20 protein-coding genes are annotated in these 21855 nt (G+C 34.4%); 7 read left to right on the plus strand and 13 right to left on the minus strand.

The annotated features are described in order from the left end of the window. Positions 1-13: 13 nt before the first annotated feature. The 5 genes from ABX784_RS08585 to ABX784_RS08605 all read right to left on the minus strand — a co-directional run bounded on the left by ABX784_RS08585 (position 14) and on the right by ABX784_RS08605 (position 5067). Entirely contained in the window at positions 14-1597 is a 1584-nt protein-coding gene (locus ABX784_RS08585) for a tetratricopeptide repeat protein (protein ID WP_372654612.1), read from the minus strand. A 63-nt stretch (positions 1598-1660) separates the two neighbouring features. After that, a complete protein-coding gene (locus tag ABX784_RS08590) occupies positions 1661-3130 on the minus strand; it encodes a FecR domain-containing protein (RefSeq protein ID WP_372654613.1) in 1470 nt (489 codons plus the stop codon). 172 nt (positions 3131-3302) lie between these two features. Then, positions 3303-3650 carry an arsenate reductase (glutaredoxin) gene (gene arsC / locus ABX784_RS08595; RefSeq protein ID WP_372654614.1) on the minus strand — a complete coding sequence of 116 codons (348 nt, stop codon included), beginning with the start codon at positions 3648-3650 and terminating at the stop codon, positions 3303-3305. Between the two features lie 8 nt (positions 3651-3658). After that, positions 3659-4369, minus strand: a complete 711-nt coding sequence (locus ABX784_RS08600) for a hypothetical protein (protein ID WP_372654615.1) — start codon at positions 4367-4369, stop codon at positions 3659-3661. Beyond that, positions 4369-5067, minus strand: coding sequence for a DUF3943 domain-containing protein (locus tag ABX784_RS08605; protein WP_372654616.1), 699 nt, complete (start codon positions 5065-5067; stop codon positions 4369-4371). Before ABX784_RS08605 ends, ABX784_RS08600 begins: the two co-directional genes overlap by 1 nt. A 38-nt stretch (positions 5068-5105) precedes the next feature. On the opposite strand from ABX784_RS08605, the gene hemF reads away from it, so the two are divergent. The 6 genes from hemF to ABX784_RS08635 all read left to right on the plus strand — a co-directional run bounded on the left by hemF (position 5106) and on the right by ABX784_RS08635 (position 14578). Next, positions 5106-5999, plus strand: a complete 894-nt coding sequence (hemF, locus tag ABX784_RS08610) for an oxygen-dependent coproporphyrinogen oxidase (protein ID WP_372654617.1) — start codon at positions 5106-5108, stop codon at positions 5997-5999. Between the two features lie 197 nt (positions 6000-6196). Then, positions 6197-7408 (plus strand): hypothetical protein, encoded by a 1212-nt coding sequence (locus tag ABX784_RS08615; protein ID WP_372654618.1) that lies wholly within the window; start codon positions 6197-6199, stop codon positions 7406-7408. Between the two features lie 63 nt (positions 7409-7471). Beyond that, positions 7472-8695, plus strand: a complete 1224-nt coding sequence (locus tag ABX784_RS08620) for a hypothetical protein (RefSeq protein WP_372654619.1) — start codon at positions 7472-7474, stop codon at positions 8693-8695. Positions 8696-8892: 197 nt separating this feature from the next. Continuing rightward, a complete protein-coding gene (locus tag ABX784_RS08625; RefSeq protein ID WP_372654620.1) occupies positions 8893-11394 on the plus strand; it encodes a hypothetical protein in 2502 nt (833 codons plus the stop codon). Between the two features lie 213 nt (positions 11395-11607). Next, on the plus strand, positions 11608-13935 hold the full coding sequence (locus tag ABX784_RS08630; protein ID WP_372654621.1) for a phosphatidylglycerol lysyltransferase domain-containing protein: 2328 nt from the start codon (positions 11608-11610) through the stop codon (positions 13933-13935). Beyond that, on the plus strand, positions 13925-14578 hold the full coding sequence (locus ABX784_RS08635; protein ID WP_372654622.1) for a class I SAM-dependent methyltransferase: 654 nt from the start codon (positions 13925-13927) through the stop codon (positions 14576-14578). The genes ABX784_RS08630 and ABX784_RS08635 overlap by 11 nt, the downstream gene beginning before the upstream one ends. A gap of 36 nt (positions 14579-14614) precedes the next feature. Here ABX784_RS08635 and ABX784_RS08640 read toward each other — a convergent pair whose 3' ends face one another. From ABX784_RS08640 to ABX784_RS08675, 8 genes are all read right to left on the minus strand, one after another. After that, positions 14615-15253: a hypothetical protein gene (locus ABX784_RS08640; RefSeq protein WP_372654623.1), complete on the minus strand. Its 639-nt coding sequence runs from the start codon at positions 15251-15253 to the stop codon at positions 14615-14617. A gap of 183 nt (positions 15254-15436) precedes the next feature. Then, positions 15437-15589, minus strand: coding sequence for a hypothetical protein (locus ABX784_RS08645; protein ID WP_372654624.1), 153 nt, complete (start codon positions 15587-15589; stop codon positions 15437-15439). Between the two features lie 123 nt (positions 15590-15712). After that, on the minus strand, positions 15713-16267 hold the full coding sequence (locus ABX784_RS08650; RefSeq protein ID WP_372654625.1) for a NifU family protein: 555 nt from the start codon (positions 16265-16267) through the stop codon (positions 15713-15715). 16 nt (positions 16268-16283) lie between these two features. Beyond that, positions 16284-17507, minus strand: coding sequence for an aminotransferase class V-fold PLP-dependent enzyme (locus tag ABX784_RS08655; RefSeq protein WP_372654626.1), 1224 nt, complete (start codon positions 17505-17507; stop codon positions 16284-16286). Continuing rightward, positions 17504-18760 (minus strand): Fe-S cluster assembly protein SufD, encoded by a 1257-nt coding sequence (gene sufD, locus ABX784_RS08660; RefSeq protein WP_372654627.1) that lies wholly within the window; start codon positions 18758-18760, stop codon positions 17504-17506. The genes ABX784_RS08655 and sufD overlap by 4 nt, the downstream gene beginning before the upstream one ends. Positions 18761-18768: 8 nt before the next feature. Next, the gene (gene sufC / locus ABX784_RS08665; RefSeq protein ID WP_372654628.1) at positions 18769-19521 is read right to left on the minus strand and encodes a Fe-S cluster assembly ATPase SufC; all 753 of its coding nucleotides are present in this window, start codon (positions 19519-19521) and stop codon (positions 18769-18771) included. A gap of 11 nt (positions 19522-19532) precedes the next feature. Beyond that, positions 19533-20960, minus strand: a complete 1428-nt coding sequence (gene sufB, locus ABX784_RS08670) for a Fe-S cluster assembly protein SufB (protein WP_372654629.1) — start codon at positions 20958-20960, stop codon at positions 19533-19535. Continuing rightward, positions 20957-21436 (minus strand): Rrf2 family transcriptional regulator, encoded by a 480-nt coding sequence (locus ABX784_RS08675; RefSeq protein ID WP_372654630.1) that lies wholly within the window; start codon positions 21434-21436, stop codon positions 20957-20959. Before ABX784_RS08675 ends, sufB begins: the two co-directional genes overlap by 4 nt. Positions 21437-21648: 212 nt before the next feature. Between ABX784_RS08675 and ABX784_RS08680 the strand changes: the two genes are divergently transcribed. Beyond that, a partial coding sequence (locus tag ABX784_RS08680) for a hypothetical protein (RefSeq protein WP_372654631.1) occupies positions 21649-21855 on the plus strand: 207 nt, incomplete at its 3' end.

The following is a 21855-nucleotide window of genomic DNA, read 5'->3' on the forward strand; positions in this document are numbered from 1 at the left end:
ACCTTTCTCCTTATTAGAAGGAGTATTTGATAGATGAAGTTGTTACGTGTTTTGAATAATCGTAATCAGACTTTATTGAAGAGTTCTTTGTATAACTATATCCAAATGAATATTTAAAATTACCTGTAACTTTCTTTGTTAGTTTTATACTTGGAGTAAAGGTCTTCTCTGTTCCTCTTTCTAAACTTTCATTGGCGTCTGTATAGCTTACGAAGTTTATAGAAGTTCCAATATGAAGTGTTACTTTCGGGAAAATATTTGGCTTAATGTAGTCTACTCTAAGTAGAGTGGAGTTTGTTGAACTCGAAGTATTATTATATGTATCTAAAGAGTCGTATGAAATTAGAAACATAAAAATTGAAGAGTTTTGAGTTAAGTAAAGTTGATCAATAGAGAAGGAAGTTGTTTTGTTGTGTAAAGTTTCAGTATACGATACTAGATCTTTATATTTGAACTTTATGGATGTATCTCCCTTTGAGAAAAACTTGAACTTTTCACCAAACGTGTAGGTTGTTGATCTGTTATAAAATGCTTTTCTAGATAGTTCTGTTCTGTATTTACTATTGTAATTATAGTCAATATTAAAGAATAAAGAGGCAGGGTTATTGAAGGCCTTATGTTCTAGAGAAGTATTAATCGTTGGAGAGATATCATAAGAGTCTTCAGACTTTACTGCGTCTGAATCTCTGTTAGTATGATTTTTTAGTGTTATTCCTATTTCAGGGTTAATAATAAATCTTTTTTTAGCTATAAAATCATATCCTGTCCTCATCTTAGATTTTAAGACAAAAGATTCTTCTCTAGATGCAGCTGAAGAGGGGAGGTCATTTGTTAATGAGATATTGTTATCAAAACTCACATCTTGAGTGAATGAGAGGTTCCATCTCTTTGAAGAAATTCTTTTTCCATTATATAAAATGTTTGGATCTAAACCAAACTCTCTTTCAATTTCTTTTTTTCTAGATTTGATTTCTCTTGCTAGGCTAGAGCTATCGTCGACTTCTACTGCTTTATCAAGCTGAGGTAAAACAAATTGTTTAACTAGTCTCTCTGTTTCATCATTTTCTCTTGCCATAGAGAGTAGTACTTCACCTGTTTGAAAACGTGCTACTTGCTTGAGACCACTGTCAGCAGTTTCAGACTTTATAATTTGTGTATAAAACTTCTTAGCTATTTTATTTTCTTCAAGGATCTGGGAAATATGAGCAATATAATAAATTGAAGAGTCTTTCTTGTAGCCTAGTGAATTGGATTTATTGAATGCGATTCTGGCTTTATTCAGTTCGTTGTTAGCGTAGAGTGCCTGACCATACTCATAGTAAATATCTTTGGCCGTGCTCTTTGATTTTATCGCCTTGATAAAGAAGGGGATAGATTGGTCATAGTTTTGAAGTTTATTGTGAGAGAGGGCAATTAGATAGAACTTTGTAGCTCTATTTTGACTTGTCTCCCTTAAACTAGAAAGGCCCTCTATTACTTTTGTATAGGAGCCCGTTTGGAATGCCTCTAGTGATTTTTTAATAACGTTTGTTTCGTTAGCAGATATATTTGCAGTAAATATAAAACCTGTTAATACAAGTGCACAGTAGTTTTTCATTGGGCCAAATCCATTTAACCTAAAGTATTAATATTAGTGACTTATATTATAACTAAAAATTCTCTAATTAGAATTATTAATATTAAATCTTACCCGAGTCTTGTTGTTGAGTATTTCGTTTCTCTCATCTTCAGCTTCGGAAAGCGTTTCATCTATTTCATCTTGCTTGTCTTCTACAATGTCGTCAAAGTCTTTTTGATCAAAGCCTGCTATGGCCGCAGAAGGCTCGTTAGCTCCATTAGATGGACCTGCACCATCTACACGGTCAACATCAGTAGCAACCTCTGGCGCAATTGGTTTATCAAGTGGAGCTAGCTTTGGAGGTTCATTTTTCACCGCAAGCTTATCACCTTTATCTGTTGGCGCACCATCAGAATTAACACTTGCTGGAGCTCTATCTGGACTTTCTACAGGAACAAATTTCCCGTCATCACTTAATGTGTAGTTTGAGTTTTCGTAATTCCCTGTATCAGGGTTATAACCACCGAAGTCTGCTGGAGGAATATATGTTTCAGTTGCAGCATCATACACTGAACCTGCTGGAGGAGCGACATATTGTGCAGTCGCTAAGTCGATATATCCACCCGCTGGAGGAGCGATTTCTCCTGTTACTTTATTCACCATACCTTCTGGAGGTGGAGCATCAGCTGAAGAAACTGCTTTTTCTTTTTCTACTTTCTCTACAACTTCATTTGTTGCACTCTTACCAATTACTGTTTCTACTTGGTCAGTAACTTTAGATTTGTTTGAAAAACCTTTTGCATCAACTCCTGGAGGAATAACATTTCTAAATTTCTTCTTAGGAGCTTTTGTTTCAGTACTTGATTGGTCTGAAGTCTCTTTCGTTCCATCATTAGACTTCATTGATTCAAGTTGACCTGGGTTTATTTTTATAGGTGTTGTCGCCCTTGAGGTCTTTCCAGGTGAAACTCCTGAGAATTGTCCCTTTGTTACAATCACTGCTGTATCACCAGATACAACTTTCTCTAGTGAGTTTTGATTCACTTGAATATTTCTAACTGCTTCTGTTATCTGTGCCATAGCAACAGCCCCAGAGAACGTTACAAGAGCAGTATTTTCATTTGCCGGGTTATAGGTAACCATAAAGTCAGTACCTCTAACTCCCATGGCCGCAGTTTTTGTTTTTATGAAAAGTTTTGATTTATCCTTATCCTTATTATCAAGATAATTCTTAGTTACTTTAGATCTTAGAGAACCTTTCATAAGAGTAATAATTCCAGCTTTCTTTCTCGGGAATTTACTAATTTCCATCTCCGACTTTGGACCAAGGTTCATCTGAGATTTATCAATAAACAGAAATTTCACAAATGACTTAGGTTCAGTTTTAACAACGAATCCTTCATTTACCCAAGAGCCTTTCTTCAAAGAAACAGTTTCCTTTGTCGTTGGATTTACTGCAACAACTTTCCCCTTGAGGATGATTGCTTTTGCAACACCACTATTTGCAAGAACAGAGGTCCCTGTACAGAGTAGTAATGTAGTCACTAAAAATAATTTTTGTAAGAAGTTCATTTTATAATCCCTAAGTCTTAATATAAGTTAGGCAGATGGCCCTTCTACTATTCGTCTATTATATCTCTAAACTTGAGGGAGTTTATTTAGGGGGAGGAAGTGAACTTAACTGATTGAAAACTGGATAGCACAAAAAATCTGGTGATAATTTTTTGTGCCAACCAATGAGTAACTATATAATTTTACTCAAATTCTCAGGAGGTCTTCCGATCTCAGCCTTGTCTCCATTAACTAGAATTGGTCTCTCTAGAAGGGCAGGGTTTTTAGATATGACACTGGCCCATTGGTCATTTGAGAGTGAGTCATTCTTAGTGTGACCTAACTCTTTAAAGGGAGCATCTTTGACTCTTATTAGGCCTTCTAATGGTTGAATATTCAATTTTTTAATAAGACCTAAAACCTCAGTCTTTGTAAGTCCTTCTTTCAAGTACTCTTTGACTGTAGGCTCTACCCCTGAAGCTGATAAAATCTCTAAACCTTGTCTAGACTTGCTACATCTTGAGTTGTGATAATAAAGCATTACTTCTCCTAGAATAAAATAATTCCCATACTAAATGTAATGGTATCTGAAGCCACATCGTTCTTTGCATCTGAAGTACTTAGTATATTTGTTTTAGTACTATCTGTTGTATCTACTAAATACGACTTAACAGAGTAAAGTCTCACGTAAGTAATACTAAAGTAGACAGGGTGTAGGCTTTTAGATTTTAAATGTTCTTCAACTCCGATTCCTATGCCGAAACCAATGGAGTCGTAAGTTAGCTTGAACTTCTTTCCCGCGTAATCTCCGCTAGAAGTGAACTCCTTTAGACGAATTGTTTGTTGTGACCAAATAGGGCCTAGTCCAGTCGAAATTCTCCAAGTGTTTAAAGGAGACCAAGGTATGAAGTATCTTACATTTGGGCTCACCATTAGATTTTGGTAATTTCCACTTCCTTCGAAACTATTCTCATTAATTTTGAAAGCAAGGTCTTTTACTTTTCCAAATGAAATACTTGAGCTCGCGGTTAGCTCAAACCTCTTCCATCGATAGCCGAAGTGAGTATTGAAGCCAAACCCTCCAAAGTAGTTTTCCCCTTGAATTTCTTTATCATCATCGTCATCATCTTCATCTTTCTCAAAGACACCAAGCTTAGTTACAGAAGTATTTATTCCTGCTTTTAGAAACATTGTATTTTCAACAGCAAAAGTATCACTACATGAGATTAAAAATGTGAATAATAGAATATATATTTTCATTAAAAGTCCATGTAGAAGTTAAGGCCGACTTTACCTTTCCCATTATATGATGGAGTGAGCATCATTTTACCTTCGTAGAACCAAAAAAGCGTCATAGGGTTTATTAGATGGCCAAGTACCTTTCCAAACATATTTCCTGTATTTAATAGATACATAGATAGGTTTTCGATTCCAACCCCCATCACGGCTCCAAGTATTGGAGTTTGGTATAGGTCTTGAATACTTGCTGGTTCAGTGTAAATTTCAACTGTAAATTCAAAGAGCGTACTAGAGATAAACGACATTGTGAGTGAATCAATTCTATTATAACCATTTGCTCTATAATAAAGGTATAGCTGAGATCCTGATATAGGGTGAACTATCCAGTTCCAAAATGGCTCATCTTGATCAAAGACAAGTTTTCCAAAGTTATCTTTGTACTTTCTGAAACTACCTTCATCAAAAAAAGTCTCAGGTTGTGAGATAGGATAGACCAACCATGATATGCCGTAGACAATTGAAGCATGCATGACATTTTCACGTTGAGTATGATCTCTATCAATATACGTATAATGATATTTCTTTTGTCTAGTTTCTGGTTGTTTTATGTTATCAATTTGACTTGGCTCTAAGGCGCTAGCAAATTGAATAGTAAAAAGTAAAATAAGTATGTATTTCATTAATTGCTTCTTTATTTGGTTTGCTTGATTTGATACCATGCGAGCCTCATTTTATAAACATATAATACGGTGTAATAATGCTTGAAAATCTTAAACAAAACTTTGTGGACCACGTGCGTCAACTTCAGAATATGATTACTGAAGAAATTAAAAAAAGAGACCCTTCTGTAGAGATAGTAGAAGATAACTGGAGTCGACTAGACTTCAATGGAAATGATGGTGGAGGAGGTATTACAAGGGCCTTTTCTGGAGATATTATTGAAAATGCTGGTGTAAATACTTCTGTGGTATTTGGTGCAATTGCTCCTGAGTTTGCTAAGAAGATTGGAAGTACTGATGAAACTATGTGGGCAACTGGTATTTCTCTAATTATTCACCCAAGAAATCCTAAGGTACCTACAACACATGCTAACTTTAGAATGATTCAAGCAGGTGATAAGTTTTGGTTTGGTGGGGGAGCTGACTTAACTCCATACTACCCTTACACTGAAGACTTTAAATACTTTCATAAAGTTTGGGCAGATGCATGCGCTCCTTATGGTAATTATGAAGACTTTAAAGTTAAGTGTGATAACTACTTTGTAAATAAACATAGAGAAAATGAAATGAGAGGCGTAGGAGGAATATTCTTTGATCACCTAAATACTGGAGAAACAGAGAAAGACCTGGCGATGGTTAAAGACTTATCAAATCATTTTATTGATTCATTCTTTCCTCTAATGGATAAGAGATCTGAAGAAGCATATACGGATGAAGATGAAAATTTCCAACTTCATAGAAGAGGGCGCTATGTGGAGTTCAACCTTCTTCACGATAGAGGAACGATGTTTGGTCTTCAAAGTAACGGAAGGACTGATTCCATCCTAATTTCACTACCTGGGAGAGTGAAGTTCAGTTATAAATATGCTCCTAAAGCAGGATCACCCCACGAAGAAATGATGAAGTATTACTACCCAAAGAAGTGGGTTTAATCCTCTTTCGAATATATTCCAGGGGCAGAGTCATGCCCCTTTATTACTTTCCTAGTTCAAAGCACATGCCCATTATGTGAGCTCTAAAAATAAAGAAAATTCATAGAAAAACAAAAGGTTACATTATTAATTAGTGAATACCCTATAGTTTCACTTAGAATTACCGATACAGATGTAAGTATTTATAAAGGTGAGCTGTGAAATTTCTTATTACTATATTTTTTCTGTTCTCAATACTCTCTTCTTACGGGCAAGAGAATTTTGGTATTAAGGGAAAGGTTGATAGGTTAGTAGGTCGCCAAATTACTTCTATTTATTCAAATGAAGTTATCGCTAGAATAGAAAATTACAACAAATTAAGAAATACACCTAAGAAGTACTTTGAATCTATTGGTATGAACCCTCAAGAGATTAATGGGCTGATAGGTGCACTTCCTGAGCTTAAGACGAGAAGTTTACCTGAACTACTAATAAGAAAATCAGGGATTCTCATTTTAAGAGATAGAGGCAGTGTTATTAAATTTACTTTTAAAAGTTTAGGGAAAAGAGAAATTTATATAAATGGAATAAAAGTAAAGACACCAAAAATGGTAGACGAAAAATTCAATAGTTATTTTAAAAGTTTTAATGAAAATATGTATTCGGCATTTAACAAAAAGACAACTTTTATTCAAATCCTTCATTTGCTTAATCCGATTGTTTCAGTTCAAGCTGGAGCTGGAGAAGATTATCTAAATATCAAAGATGGAACTGAAGTTCCTCATTATAATCGTGAAGGATATGACCGTAGTGATAAAGAGATTCATAACTTATATGATAATACAGACTTTAATCATAATGTAAGACAAACAAAGCAAGTTCTTCTTGCGGCTATCATGACAATTAGCTCTGATCTTGAGCTAAGCTTTATGGCCAACTACAGAAATAAAAAACAGGAACTGCCAGATAATCTTAAAAAACTATATGATAAAATTGATAAGTTAGCAAATTCATGTAACTCCTTCAAAGAGGATCCATCTAAGATTGGTGACGTTGCTTCATACAATCAAGCAAGTCGCATGCTTACATCTTTAGATTTAGTAAATGAAAAGATGAATAGAATTGAGTCTGTAGGAAAGAACTGGTGGGGCGAGATTGATGATCTTGTTTGGCAGAGAACTTCATTTCATTTTAATCCTGATGCTAAATCTTATAATATTTGTAAAGTTGATAGAATACGTGAAATATATGAAGATAAAAACTTATGTGACAATATGGATAAAATAACGAACTGTCTTATTGAGTTTAGAAGTTCAGGTAGAGTAAGCGACAAGAGGCTTACAGACGATCAAATGGACTTGCTCATAGATAACCCTAGAGGTCGAGATTACGGACAAGAAGATATAATGAAATGGATCCAAGAAAAGTAAAAAAAAAATTAATTTTATTTTAATAGTCCCCGATAGGTTACTGAAATCAATACGGAGACACTAATGAAGTTTTTAATAATATTATTATTTCTTTCAAACTCATTTGCACAAGAGAATTTTGGAATGAAAGAGAAGGTGAACTCCTTCGCTGAAAAAGAAGTTCGTAAAATTTTAACAAATGAATTTATTAGCAGATTAGATAAGTATAAAAAACTCGAAAAAAAGCCGAAAGAGTATTATAACTCCTTAGGTTTTACTGAAGAAGAGAGAAAGGCTTTTTTTAAGTTCTTTCCCGATGCACTAAAAGAAGATCTTCCTAGTATTACATTAAATAAGGCCGGGCTAATCACACTTACTTATAAAGGTGAAAGTGCACATTTCTCATTTTCTGATCTAGCGAAGAGTCAAGTTTATATCAAAAATAAGTTAGTAAAACTACCTGTAGGAAATGTCAAAAACTTTACTGAATACTTTAATATTTTCAATGAAAATATGTATAAATCTTTCAATGAGAAATCGGTATTCTTCAAAGCTTTAGAATTAATTATACCTAATGCTTCGGCCCAAACGATTAGCGGGGAAGAGTATTTATCTATACCTGATGGAAAGTCTGTTCCAGAGTACAATCGTGAAGGTTGGGATAGAAACGATAAAGTTGAAAACCTATATAAAGAAGAGCAAGAGCATTCAATGCGAATGTATGGTTTTAAGGTAAATCATAATATTAGACAGACTAAGCAAGTTCTCCTTGCGGCAGTTATGGCAATTAGCTCTGATATCTACCTTGATTTTATGGCAAACTATAAAAATAAAAGGACTGCCATACCAAATAATCTAAAAACTCTTTTTACAAAAATTGGCAAAATGGCCGCGACATGTGACGAAGAAAGAAGAGAGACAGGTGGTAAGTTTGTGAAGGGCAGTGAAGCAACAAAGATGCTAACAGCTCTCGAGGTTGTAAATGAAAAAATGAATAGAATTGAATCTGTAGGAAAGAACTGGTGGGGTGAGATTGATGATCTTGTTTGGCAGAGAACGACGTTTCATTTCAATCCAGATTATAAATCTTATAATATTTGTAAAGTAAAAAGAATTACTGAAATGTACGAAGATAAGAAACTTTGTGACAATCTAGAAAAACTTACTCAGTGTTTGGTAGACTTTAGAACTTCAGGAAAAGTTAGTAATACTAGACTCAATGATGAACAAATGGACCTTCTTATTGATAATCCTAGAGGACGTGATTACGGGCAGGATGATATTCTTAACTGGGTACAAGAAAAATAAAACTTTTCCCTAGATGTTCTCGCATCTAGGGAATTTTTCACATAATTCTCAATTACGTAAGCCTTATCATCCATCTAAAAAATATTCGTATTTTGTATTTTTGAATCTCAATGCACTGTAAATTTATTGTAATTAATTAGTAAAGAAAATAACTCAAGTAACCGAACAGTTTAAAAATATAATAAAATAGGCTGAATATGAAAAAGAAAATTGCTATAGTATTCATATTTACTTTCATTTTGAATTTATCAAATTCTTTTGCTTTCCCATATTCTACATCTAATGAAATTCAAGTTTATTCAGAAGTGCCAGATGATTTCTTAAGCGCTGAGGCCAAAGAATGTATAAAGAGAGCAAATAAGACTGGAGTCATGAGTCAACTTAGTCAAAACTTGGGCTGTTCAAACTTTGTTACCGCTGAAAAGGTTTGTGGCTGCGTTAATTTACGATTTGACCAAACTAAAGTTCAAGAATTTGTTAATAGTAGCGAAGTAACAGAAATGAATACTTTAATGGGGAATGTTCGCTCTCTTGACGAAGATAAAATAAAACCAGTCTTTATGTTTTCATCAGGAGTTTCTACACTAAATCAAATTTACGATCAAATGGGTCTTAGCGGATGCTCTATGGATCAAAATGATCCTTATTTATCAAAAATTTATGATGTTTATGCTCGAAATCGTTCTATTGATTTAGAGGATAATAAACTAACTCAAGATGAGAAAGATATTCAGCACTCGCTTTTTAATTCAAAGTTAAAAGATTTAGGAAGGTATCCTAATGATGAAGACCTTATAGAAATATCTCGCTCTGTATCTAAGGATTCTGGAAATCAATTTTTTCTCGATACGCAGCTAACGACTTCAATATCAACAACAAATGAAAACCTTTATGTTGTTAATAATATAAAAGCTACGATTGTAAATGATTATGTAAGTATGCATTTAAAAGATATAAAGAGCGGAGTGCCACCTGAAGAATTTAAGGTTAAAGATATAGAGAGAGAGGGCTGTAAAGAGTTAATGTCGTATGTTTCTGTTGTAAAAGATAAAGATATTCAAGAAAAAATTGAAAGTAACTTCTCAACATTTTTTCCTGATAGTTTTATTGATAAAGGGGGGACTCCAGACGAAAAAATAGAGAAGAGAGAAGTTGTTGAAAATGCAATTGTAACCCTCAAATCATACTTTGGTATGACTGGAACTCCTGAATATAAGAAAGATATCTTCTACTGTAGTAAGTATAATGAATTTAAAAAGCGTTCTGAAGAAATGAGTAAGAATAATGAGCTTAAAAATGCGATGGCAGAATTAGAGCATTTAAAAGAAAATGTTCTTGTCGGTATGCTTGCAATGTCTGGATCTACAGAAGCGCCTGAGATAAAAGTGATACGAGAACAAATAAAAGTATTAGAAGAAGAAATTAAGGCAAAGTTTGAATTTTCTGACGAATCTTTAAAGTATGCTTATATGGGTCTGAAAATTTGGAAAATTGATCAAGGTGTAGAATCAAGAGTAAGTGATGACGGTGTGATAACATTTCATAAAGTTGACCCTAATACAAGTACACAAACTTTAGTTCAAAAAGTGACTAATAAAAGAAATATCATTGAACGATCTAGAATTTCTTTTGTTAGCAGAAATAATTTGAAAGATCCTATGATAGCATCAAGTAATTTTAACTCTAAAGTATCTAATGCCATTGTTAAGCCTATTAATAGAAAAGAGGTTAGTGTTTCAAGTTATACTCCAAAAGTTAAAGAAGCTAACATTACAAATAACGACAACTATTTTAATCGTTCGAATATTTCGGCAACTCCTAATAGAGATATTAATCAGCTTAAAAATAATATAAATCAAAACATTTCTTTTGGTCGAGATGAAGTCTCTAGCCAAGATCCATTAGAGGATTATATTTCAGAACGCTTAAGTAAATTAAAGAAAGATAAAGTAGACACTCAGAAGGCCTTAAGTGATGAACTTACTTCTACGAAAGAAAGTTTAGAGTTAGCTAAGCTTCGTGAAGAACTGAGAAGTCAAAGTGCTGAAATTGAAAAATTAACAAATAAAAAAGAAGATGTTTCTGTTGTTGCAAATAATTCTTCTACAAATATAGAGTCAACCCCATCAAACTTTAGTTCGCCATTGGCCTCTGCTTTAAATAAGTCTTTTATCGATAATACATCAGAAGATACAACAGTAAGACAGGTTGACGACGTAAGTACAGGGCGTAACATAGCCACAGCATCAAGCTTTATTCCTGGAGTTGATCAATCCCCAGTTTCTAATGGTGGAAGTAATACTTCGAGTAGTGCTCCGTCTAGTTCAATTTCTCTTACTGAGGATAGTTCATCTGTATCTGGTATTAGTCTGACTTCTCTCAAAAATATTGGAGATGATGTTCAGGTTGTTGATAATTCAGTATTGGGTGAGATTTCTCCTATCGTTGTAGATGCTTCATTCTCTGAATTGAGTGAAGAGGAGAAGAGAGTTAAAATTGAAGAGCTTCTTGAGACAGTTGTCGATGACGAGGTCTATATAGAATTCCCAGATGGAAAAGTTCTAAAATTCTCTAAGAAAGATGAGTTAGAGAAAAGTAAGAAACCTACTAAGATTGCTAAAAAGGCAGAAGAGATTAAGAAAAGAGATACATTTTCTTATGATAAGTTAAAAGAGATTATAGATAATACGAAAGAATAATTTTCTTTCGTATTATCTATTGAATTTCTTTAAATCAAGTATTACATATTCATTCTATCCTAGTAAAAAATACATATACTTTCTCAATTGAGTCATTTATTAATCATTATGTTAAAACCATACGTAATACTAAGTAAAAAGAAGTCATCTCCGGTTAACTGATGAGATCAGAAATCTGTTGGTAGTTTTGACTATAATCAAATTAGGATTGATATGACTAGTGATAGATGTGGCATTGCACTTGTTGTCGGGGCAAGCTTTACAGGGTTACTTACAGCTAAAGTCTTATCTGGATTTTATAAAGAAGTTATAATACTAGACAAAGGTGGGCCTGCTGAAGGTCCAACTGTGCGCAAGTCCGTACCTCAAATGGGACAACATCATATTCTTCTTTCTAGAGGACGATCAATTTTAGAGAATATTCTACCTGGAATAGATGGCGAACTCTCTCAGTATGGTTCTGAATTAATTGATTATGTATTAGATGGAAGGTTGTTTACTGAATATGGTGAATGTCCACGATTTGAATCTAATATTATGATTAGGCCTACATCTAGAGTATTGCTAGACTATAGAATTAGAGAACGAGTTAGAAGCGTTAAAAATATTAATATTATCTATAATGCAAAGTGGAATAATCTAATTTTAAACTCAGACAAAAGTAAGGTTCTAGGAGTTAAATATTTAACTAATGGTGAGGAGAAGAGTCTTTCTGCTGATCTTATAATTGATGCTTCAGGAAGAAATTCTAGCCTAATTAAGACCTTTGAAAAAAATGATATTTCAGTAGCTGACTCAAAAAGAGTTAATCCCTATGTTGGTTATGCAACTTGCGCATATGAAATACCAGAGAGTTTAACTGATTTTAAACTTATGGAAATAGCGTCCGCAGCTCCTTCTAATCCAAGAGCAGCTGGACTATGGAAAATCGAAGGAAACAAATGGCTCCTTGCTTTGATTGGAAGTAATAAAGAATATCCATCTGCAGATCCTGATGAGTTTTTAGAGTTTGCTAGAAAGCTAACTCATCCTCATATTTATAATATAATTAAAAAGTCAAAACCTATCTCTGATATCTCTCTATATAGAGGCCCTGTAAATGAATGGCGACAATTCTCGAAAATGAAGAATTTTCCTAATCAATTATTAGTTCTTGGTGATGCGTTAGCTACATTTAACCCTCTTTATGGGCAAGGTATGTCTATTGCACTAACTGAAATATTGTTGGTTCAAGAACTTTTAAAAGATAATGTTAGAACTATTGGAAAGAAGCACCAATTATTAATAAATAATAAAGTTAAAGCTGCATGGCCAATGGCAATTTCTGAAGATCTAAAATGGCCACTTACTGACGGCAGTAAGATTACATTACATGATAAAATATCTATTTGGTATAGTGAATTATTACTTCCTCTTTCAACGTATAACAAAAGAGTAGTAATGACTTTTCTCCAGATTGCAAATTTAGAAAAAGACCCTTATGCATTAGTATCTCCAAGTATTTTGAAAGATATTGTAGCTCACTATTTATTTAAAAATAAAAAGATGAATAATTCTATCTGTACAAATAAGTTAGAAGAATTAGTTACAAAGCACGGACAGCACACAAATTCACACATGTCCCTTCAAGATGGGGTTGAGTTTTATGAAGTTGAGGAGCTAGGAGTCGTTCTTTATAAGAAGCATAGGTCTATATTTGGTGATATTAATCTTATTTTTATCAATCCTTTGTGCGAAGAGAAGAATATCTCTAAGTTAATAGACTCCTTTGAACATAATACTCCAGGAAAAAGTGTATATATTGGCAATGATTATAAAGTTGCTAGTCATTTAAAGAATATTGGATATTCTATGAATCAATTTGGTAGTGAGGTTAATATCCCACTCGATACATTTAATGTTTCTGGGAAAAAAATGAAATATCTTAGAAATGTTAGAAATCTACATACTAGAGGTCTAAGTGTTCACGAGCAGCCCTGGAGTGATGTCGATCAGAAAACAGTTTTAGATATTTCTAAAAGATGGATGAGTAAAAAGAAAGTTAAAACAGGGGAGCTTAAATTGTTATCAGCTCCTCCACGTTTCTTTGAATCATGGAAAGAGAGAAAGTTCTATTGCTATGATAAAGGGAAGCTTATAGCGTATGTATTCTTTATTCCATATTTCAAAAATGGAAAGGTGTACGGATACTGTGCCCATATACTTAGAAACCTACCTGGAACGACGAGTGGATCATTAGATTTTATCATTTTAAAGGCCATAGAGAAGTTCAAGGAAGAAGGTGTTAAAGAGCTATCTCTAGGTATTGCGCCTCTGTATGATATCGAAAAAATAGAAGGTGATCACTTTCTTACTAGAGTGGTTATGAGATTTTTATATAAATTTGGGAATTCATTATATTCTTTTAAAGCACTGGCATTTCATAAAGAAAGATATAGAGGAAACAAAGTAAAAATGTACTACTGCTCTAGAGATGTTTCGTTAGCTAGGTCTGTATGGGCAATACTTTTAAAAACAGGGATTATAGGTAATGAAAAGTAAAACTACTGCATATGGTCGCTTTGCCAAAGTTTATGATTTCTTATCTTCATTATATTCGTTTGGAGGAATTTCAAAACTTAAAAAACTTCAATCTAATTCAATCAATCCTGGTGAAAGTATATTATTTGCTGGAGCAGGGGGAGCGGAAGATGCCGTCTTAGCTGCAATTAAGGGAGCATCTGTTGTTGTTGTTGAGATTAGTTCTGAAATGATTGAACAAGCAAAGCTTAGAACTAAAAAGTCTGGAACAGATTTAAATATTCAATTTATCTGTGATGACATTATGAATTACCGATCTATTGAAAAATTTGATAGAATATATTGTAATTTCTTCTTAAATGTTTTTGAAGTCAACACTGTTCCTAAGGTGGTAAATCATTTATTAGAAAGCCTTAGGGGTGGTGGTCAATTTATTATTGGTGACTTTGCTCACTCTCAGGGGAATACAATTCAGCTTCTTTTTCAAAAGATATACTTTGGATTAGCCGCTTTCTTCTTTGTCTTAACTGCTAGAAACCCTGTTCATAGACTTTATAACTATCAGAGTATATGTAGATCTTTAAATGTAGAGTTAAAAAAAATTGAGGTGATTAAGATATTTAATTTTAATGCTTTTATGAGCTTAACATTTAAAAAGAAATAACTGACCTTCAATTAAGAAGGCCAGGTATCCTTTGTATTAGTATCTCTTTGCTCTTTTCATTAGTCTTTTCTTTAACTTAGTATCGATGTTTAAAAGTAGAAGAATTCCGCCGTTTTCACCATTTTGGTCATTTCCTACTACAGAAATATTTCCTGCTTTATCTCCACCCATGTAGTAACTAAATGTTGCGATTGCCCCATCAACTCCTAAGTCTGCAGGTACGAAAATTCCAAATACTTCTGGACCTACATAAAGGCTCATATTATGAAATTTCTCAATAGAGAATGCTACTGCTGGAAGTTCTCCTGCACTTACTCCTGGAAGAGCTCTACCACCTGGAAGTCTTTGTGGATCTAAGTCACCAACTCTGTCGTGAAATACGTCATCTAGTGAGATAGAAACAGAAAGTAGTGTTCCATCACTTTGTAGGTCTGGAGAGATCTCAATATATGAAGTAGGGTAACTTGGGATATTGTATCTAAGTCCTCCCTGTAGAGTCATATTTTCAACAACCATAGAGATCATAATATTATCCTCTAGAAGTTGTACGTTTGGTCCATCAATGCCTTCAATCTCAATATTTGAGTTATCTGATTTACATGATGTGAATGAAAGTAGTCCTAAAAGTGATAGAAATACTAACGAGTATTTCCTTGCGTTGATAAATGCGTTCATTTGTCCTCCAATGAATTAATTTGCTGTGCTTAAAAGCTTTGTCGGAAAAATTTTCCTAGCACTTAAAAAAAAGAAGGCCTTTTATGTTTATGGCGGGGAGTTATACTCGGGTAATGAAAAAGAGTGGAGGTATTCTCATACCTCCACCCAAAACTGATAAGAAAGGAAAGAGTGGTTATATGGCTATAACGCTCTTTGTTTGGAAATGAATTGAAGAAGCAATTCCTCGCAATCAACTTCAACACCAAGCTTCTCTAGGAGATCTTGTTTCTCTTGAACCATTTGTTCAAGTTCTGTTAGTTCAGATAGTAGCTCAAAGCAGTTGCGAATTATCATAATCACCTCAGATCAATTAGTTTGATAGGTAAAACTATTATATGTGTTATTAAACTAAAGTCAAGCATATAAAAAAAGCACTTCAAAAAAGTGCTTTTTTATTTAATCAATGTCGTAATTTACCTAATAGCTCGGAGCGATATAGACGTCGATATCTGGATTATACTCATCTCTAAGTATACCTTTGATGGCCTCTAATGTTCCCGTTGTAGATGATGGGCAAGTTCCACAAGCTCCTTGGTATTGTACCAATAAGATATTGTCTTCAAATGAAATTGTTTGAATATCTCCACCGTCTCCTTGAAGACCAGGTCTAATTGTCTTATCTAAGATTGCTTCAATCTCTTTGAGCTCTGGAGTAAGGTTAGCTCTTCTCTCTGCTTCAGGATCTGGATCAAAGTAATTAGGATCGTGTCTTGGGTACTCAGAGTTAATATACTCCATGATTGATGGCTCCATTGAGTCCCAATCTTCATATCCAAATTTAGTAATCGTAATCACATTATCATAGAAGTGTAATTGATCTACGCCTCTTACAGTAAATAGAGTCAGTGCAAGATTATTATCTCCACAGTCCATAGGAGATCTGTAGCTTGAATTACCTTCTATTTTAACTGGCTTATCTAAAATAAACTTAAGTGCATTTGGGTTTGGTGTTGGTTGGATTTGAATGTCCATAGTATCCTCTTATCTTTTATAAAAATTCTTTTGTTTTAATAATGCCAGCTACTAGCGCATCAACTTCTTCTTTAGTGTTGTAAACTGAAAAAGAGGCCCTTGTTGTTGCAGGAATATTGAACCTCTTCATGAGAGGTTGAGTGCAATGATGGCCAGTTCTTACAGCTATTCCCTGTCTGTCTAGAAGCGTTCCGATGTCGTGTGGATGAGCACCATCAATCGTAAATGAAATAACAGATGTTTTCTCTTTAGACGTACCGATGATCGTAAGTCCCTCAATCTTTGAGAGCTTTTCTGTGGCGTATATAAGTAATTCATTTTCCCATGCTTTGATTTTATCAAGTCCAATTTCCTCTAGGTAGTCTATAGCTGCTTTGAGAGCTATAACACCTGCAATATGAGGAGTACCTGCTTCAAATTTATGTGGTAAATCGTTATATGTAGTCTTTTCAAAAGTTACGACATCAATCATGTCTCCGCCACCCTGATAAGGAGGCATCTTATTTAATAGGTCTTCTTTTCCATAAAGAACGCCAACACCCGTAGGCCCAAACATTTTATGAGAGCTAAATGCAAGGAAGTCGCAGTCTAAGTCTTGTACATCAATTTTTTCGTGAGAAATAGATTGAGCGGCATCTACAACATAAATCGCCCCAACTTCGTGAGCAAGTTTGATCATGTCTTTGATTGGGTTAATTGTTCCAAGTGAATTGGAGATATGATTTGTCGCTACAATCGCTACCTTATCATTTAATAAACTCTTATAGGCAGCCTGATCAATTTCACCGAGGTCATTAACTGGTATCTCAATAACCTTTGCACCAACTTCTTCAGCAACCATTTGCCATGGAACTATATTTGAATGATGCTCTAATGTAGACAGAAGAATTTGATCTCCTGCTTTTAGAAATTTTCTACCGTACGATGAAGCCACAAGGTTGAGAGACTCTGTCGTTCCCTTAGTGAATATAACTTGATAGTCATTTTCAGCATTAATAAACTTTTGAATACTCGTTCTTGTCGCTTCGTACTTTACAGTACCCATTTCACTTAGGTAATGAACACCTCTGTGAATATTTGCTGCTTCATTTGAGTAGTGTTGATTTAGAGCTTCTATTACAGGAGCACACTTCAATGTACTAGCGGCATTATCTAGGTAGATTAATGGTTTCTCATGAACTGTTCTTGATAGCTCAGGGAAATCATTTCTAATTTTATTAACATCAAAATTATCTATCATTCTAGGCCTTGATCCATATGTTCAAATACACTTTTTTCAAATGACTCAAATAGTACATTTGATAAGTAGTTCTCTATTTCCTGATCTTCTATCTTGATAATCGCATCAGCGCAGTAAGCATGTATTAAAAGCTTTTGAGCTCTCTCTTTACTGAGTCCTCTCGACTGTAGATAGAAGGCCTCTTCATCACTCATTTGTCCAACTGTTGCACCGTGGGCACACTTCACGTCATCAGCGTAAACCTCTAACTGAGGCCTAGTATCAACATGAGCTTTCTTAGTTAGAAGAAGGTTCTTATTCAATTGCTCTGAGTTCACTTTCTGTGCATCTCTCGCTACAAGTACTTTCCCTGTAAATATCCCACGTGAACTATCGTCTAGAACTCCCTTGAAAAGCTGAGAGCTGTCAGTATGAGCGGCAACGTGATTTATTAATGAGAAGTTATCGCAGTGCTGATTTCCTGAAAGAGTGTAGAGTCCGTCTACTGAACTCTCTGCTCCTGACTCAAGAAGAGCTACGTTAAGGTTATGTCTTGCTTTTAGAGCACCTGTATTAAAAGTAAAACTCTTAAAACTAGAATCTCTCTTAAGTGTTGCATTAACACTTCCTGCATGAAATGCCAGGTTTCCTTCTGTTTGTACTTTTATATGCTTGGCCTTAGCACCAGCATCTAGTTCAAAATTAGAAACAGTTACTTGATTATACTTAACTTCATCATCACCAGTGTAGATTTCAACAAAGTTTACTTCTGCGTGAGTTTCCATTTTGATGTGAACTCTTGGAGTTGAGAATGCATCTTCACAATTACTCTCATGAATGATTGTAAATGGATTGTTGAGTACAAAGTTTTTCTCTACTTTAATACTAATCACTTTGTTGTTTACTGTAGCGTTTAACATTCCAAAAATATCTTTTTGGTCATCTGAATAATCAGCTTGAGTTAAATCTTCAGCAGAGACTTCTTTTATTGAAATTTCTTTTGGAAGCTTTGACTTTTCTTCTATTAGAGAGCCATTAGAGAAATAAAGTCCGTAATCACCAAGGAAGCTCACTTCTTTTTGTGATTGGCTGACTTCTGCTTTATTAAAGTTGTCTGGCAATACATCCGTTAACTTTGTATAAAGCCAGTCTTCCATCTTAGTATGTGGAAGTCCTCTTTCTTTAAAAAGATCTAATGAAGACTTTTGAACTGAGCTTGTAGCCAGTTTCGTTAAGCTTTCAATATAGTTTTCTGTTAATTCATTTATTTTCATTTTAAACCTTACTTGATTAACCAGTCGTAACCTTTCGCTTCTAGTTCAAGAGCGAGCTCTTTTCCACCTGACTTAATGATTTTCCCTTCATAGAGAACGTGAACATAGTCTGGAACTATGTAATCAAGTAGTCTTTGGTAGTGAGTCACTAATACAACAGCATTAAATCTGTTTTTAAGAGCATTTACACCCTTTGCTACAATTTTCAATGCATCAATATCAAGTCCAGAGTCTGTTTCATCTAAAAGTGATAGTCTTGGATTTAGAACGGCCATTTGTAGAATTTCATTCTTCTTTTTCTCTCCACCAGAAAATCCAGTATTAACTGGTCTATCAAGAAACTCTTCTCTCATTTCTAGTAGCTCAAGCTTTGGCATTAGGAATGCTCTAAAGTCAGCTTCATTCATCTCTGCAGCACCTTGTGACTTTGATACTTCATTAAATGATTCATGTAGGAAGTTAAAGTTTGTTACACCAGGAATCTCGATAGGGTATTGAAAACCTAAGAAAATACCATTCTTTGCTCTTTCGTCGGCCTCTAGTGAGAATAGATCAGTATTCTTACCATTAACATTGTACTCAATCGAACCTTCAGTAACTTCAAAGGCAGGGTGACCTGCAATAACTTTTGAAAGCGTACTTTTTCCTGAACCGTTTGGCCCCATAATCGCGTGGACTTCTCCAGGCTTAATAGTTAAGTCGATACCTTTTAAAATATCTTTACTTTCAACTTTTGCATGTAAGTTTTTAATCTCAATCATTTTATTATTCCTTATCCAATCGAATTTTCTAGTTTCATTTCAATTAACTTAACGGCCTCTACAGAGAACTCTAGTGGAAGCTCTTTAAAAACGTCTGAACAAAAACCGTTAACAATCATGGAGATACATTTCTCCATATCCATTCCTCTTTGCTGTAGATAGAAGAGTTGGTCTTCACTTATTTTGGAAGTTGAAGCCTCATGTTCTACTGTTGCTGTATTATTTTTTACATCAATATATGGGAATGTATTTGCTGCACACTTATCACCAACAAGCATTGAATCACACTGAGAGTAGTTTCTTGCTCCAGTTGCTGAAGGCATTACTTTTACTAATCCACGGTAGTTATTCTCTGATTGCTCAGCAGAAATTCCTTTGGAGATAATTGTACTTTTAGTATTCTTTCCGATGTGAACCATTTTAGTTCCAGTATCGGCCTGCATTTTATTATTAGTAAGTGCTACTGAATAAAAAGCACCCTGTGAGTTATCACCAATTAGGTTACAACTAGGATACTTCCAAGTAATAGCAGATCCTGCTTCAACTTGAGTCCACGAAATTTTCGAGTTACGTCCAAGACAGTTTCCACGCTTTGTTACAAAGTTATAGATCCCACCAAGACCTTCTTTATTTCCTGCATACCAGTTTTGTACAGTTGAATACTTTACTTCAGCATCGTCTAGAGCAACTATTTCAACAATCGCAGCATGTAGTTGGTTCTCATCTCTTTGTGGAGCTGTACAACCTTCTAGGTAATTTACGTAACTACCTTTTTCAGCAACGATAAGAGTTCTTTCAAATTGTCCTGTCTCTTTAGCATTGATTCTAAAGTATGTTGATAAATCCATTGGGCAAGTAACGCCTTCAGGAATATAAACAAATGATCCATCAGAGAATACTGCCGCATTTAATGCTGCATAGAAGTTATCTGCAGGAGGAACTACTGAACCTAAGTACTTCTTTACTAGTTCTGGATACTCTTTAACTGCTTCTGAAATTGAGCAGAAGATAACTCCTACTTTCTCAAGATCTTCTCTATAAGTTGTTGCTACAGACACACTATCAAATACTGCATCTACTGCTACACCAGATATTCTCTTCTGTTCAGTCAAAGGGATTCCTAGCTTTTCAAAAGTTGCCAATAGCTCTGGGTCAACTTCATCTAAACTAGTTAGTGCTTCCTTTTTCTTTGGCACTGAGTAGTAGTAGAGGTCTTCAAAGTCTATTGCCGGAATATCTAGCTTGGCCCAGTTTGGTGTCTTTAACGTTTTCCAAAGTCTATAGGCCTTAAGTCTATAGTTTAAAAGCCACTCGGGTTCATCTTTCTTTTTCGAGATTAGACGTACGATATCTTCGCTTAGACCTTTAGGAAACTCTTCTGTTTCTATGTCTGTATAAAAGCCGTACTTATACTCTTCTGATAGTATTTCTTCGCTCATACCTGTGTTCCATTTGTATTAATATCTTTAACAATATCCTTAATTGGACAAAGTTTGTTCGTATCACTAAATTCCTCTCCAAACAGTAACTCTTGAATAGATAGGGAATCTAAAAATTGATTTAATTTTTCACTTAGTGTGCTCATTGGATTCACAATATTACAATCGCAGTGTAGCTCACATAAACCTTTATTTGTTTGGCAGATAGACTTAACTTCTTTAGCTTCTATCATTCTCGCTAGAGTTAAATAACTTATCTTAGATAGGTCAGTGCTGACGGTGTATCCACCTTTTATACCTTTAACCGAATTCAAGATATTGTGCGAGTTCATTACTTGCATAACCTTGGCTGTAGTATCAAAAGGAGTTCTAAAGTGATCACATATTTCACGAGCACTTGTAAGTTCGTCACCTTTTTCAACCATGAATTTTAAAGCCATCAGTGCGTATTCCACTTTTTTATTAACTTTTAGCATTTGCTATCCTAAGTTATTAAAATCTATAAATTTCAATTAATTAGACACATATACCTCTAAATAAGTTAAAAAGAAACCTATATCAATCATTATGACTTAAAATATACGTTAAATTTTGACTTATTTTGTTTGATGGCCCAAATAAAATCGAATAATTCCTGTTTTCGGTATGTTATGATTAAAGATATTCAAGTAACTTCAAAGGGGTAGATGTGGCCTTAAGACTATTCTTATTTATATTTATACTAGTAAGCTTTAGTATTTTGGAAAACTATCTTACCCGTAAGTCCAATCTATATGGAAATCAAAGAAAGCTTTCAAACCTTTTGCTCTTACTTACAGGGACTGTTCTATCTCAGATATTTATTAAGCTCTCTCCCGTGGCAGTCAGTATCATTGCTTCTAAGCAGGGGATAGGA

The sequence above is a fragment of the Halobacteriovorax sp. genome, from assembly GCF_041587335.1.
In the GTDB taxonomy this organism is placed as follows: Bacteria; Bdellovibrionota; Bacteriovoracia; order Bacteriovoracales; family Bacteriovoracaceae; genus Halobacteriovorax.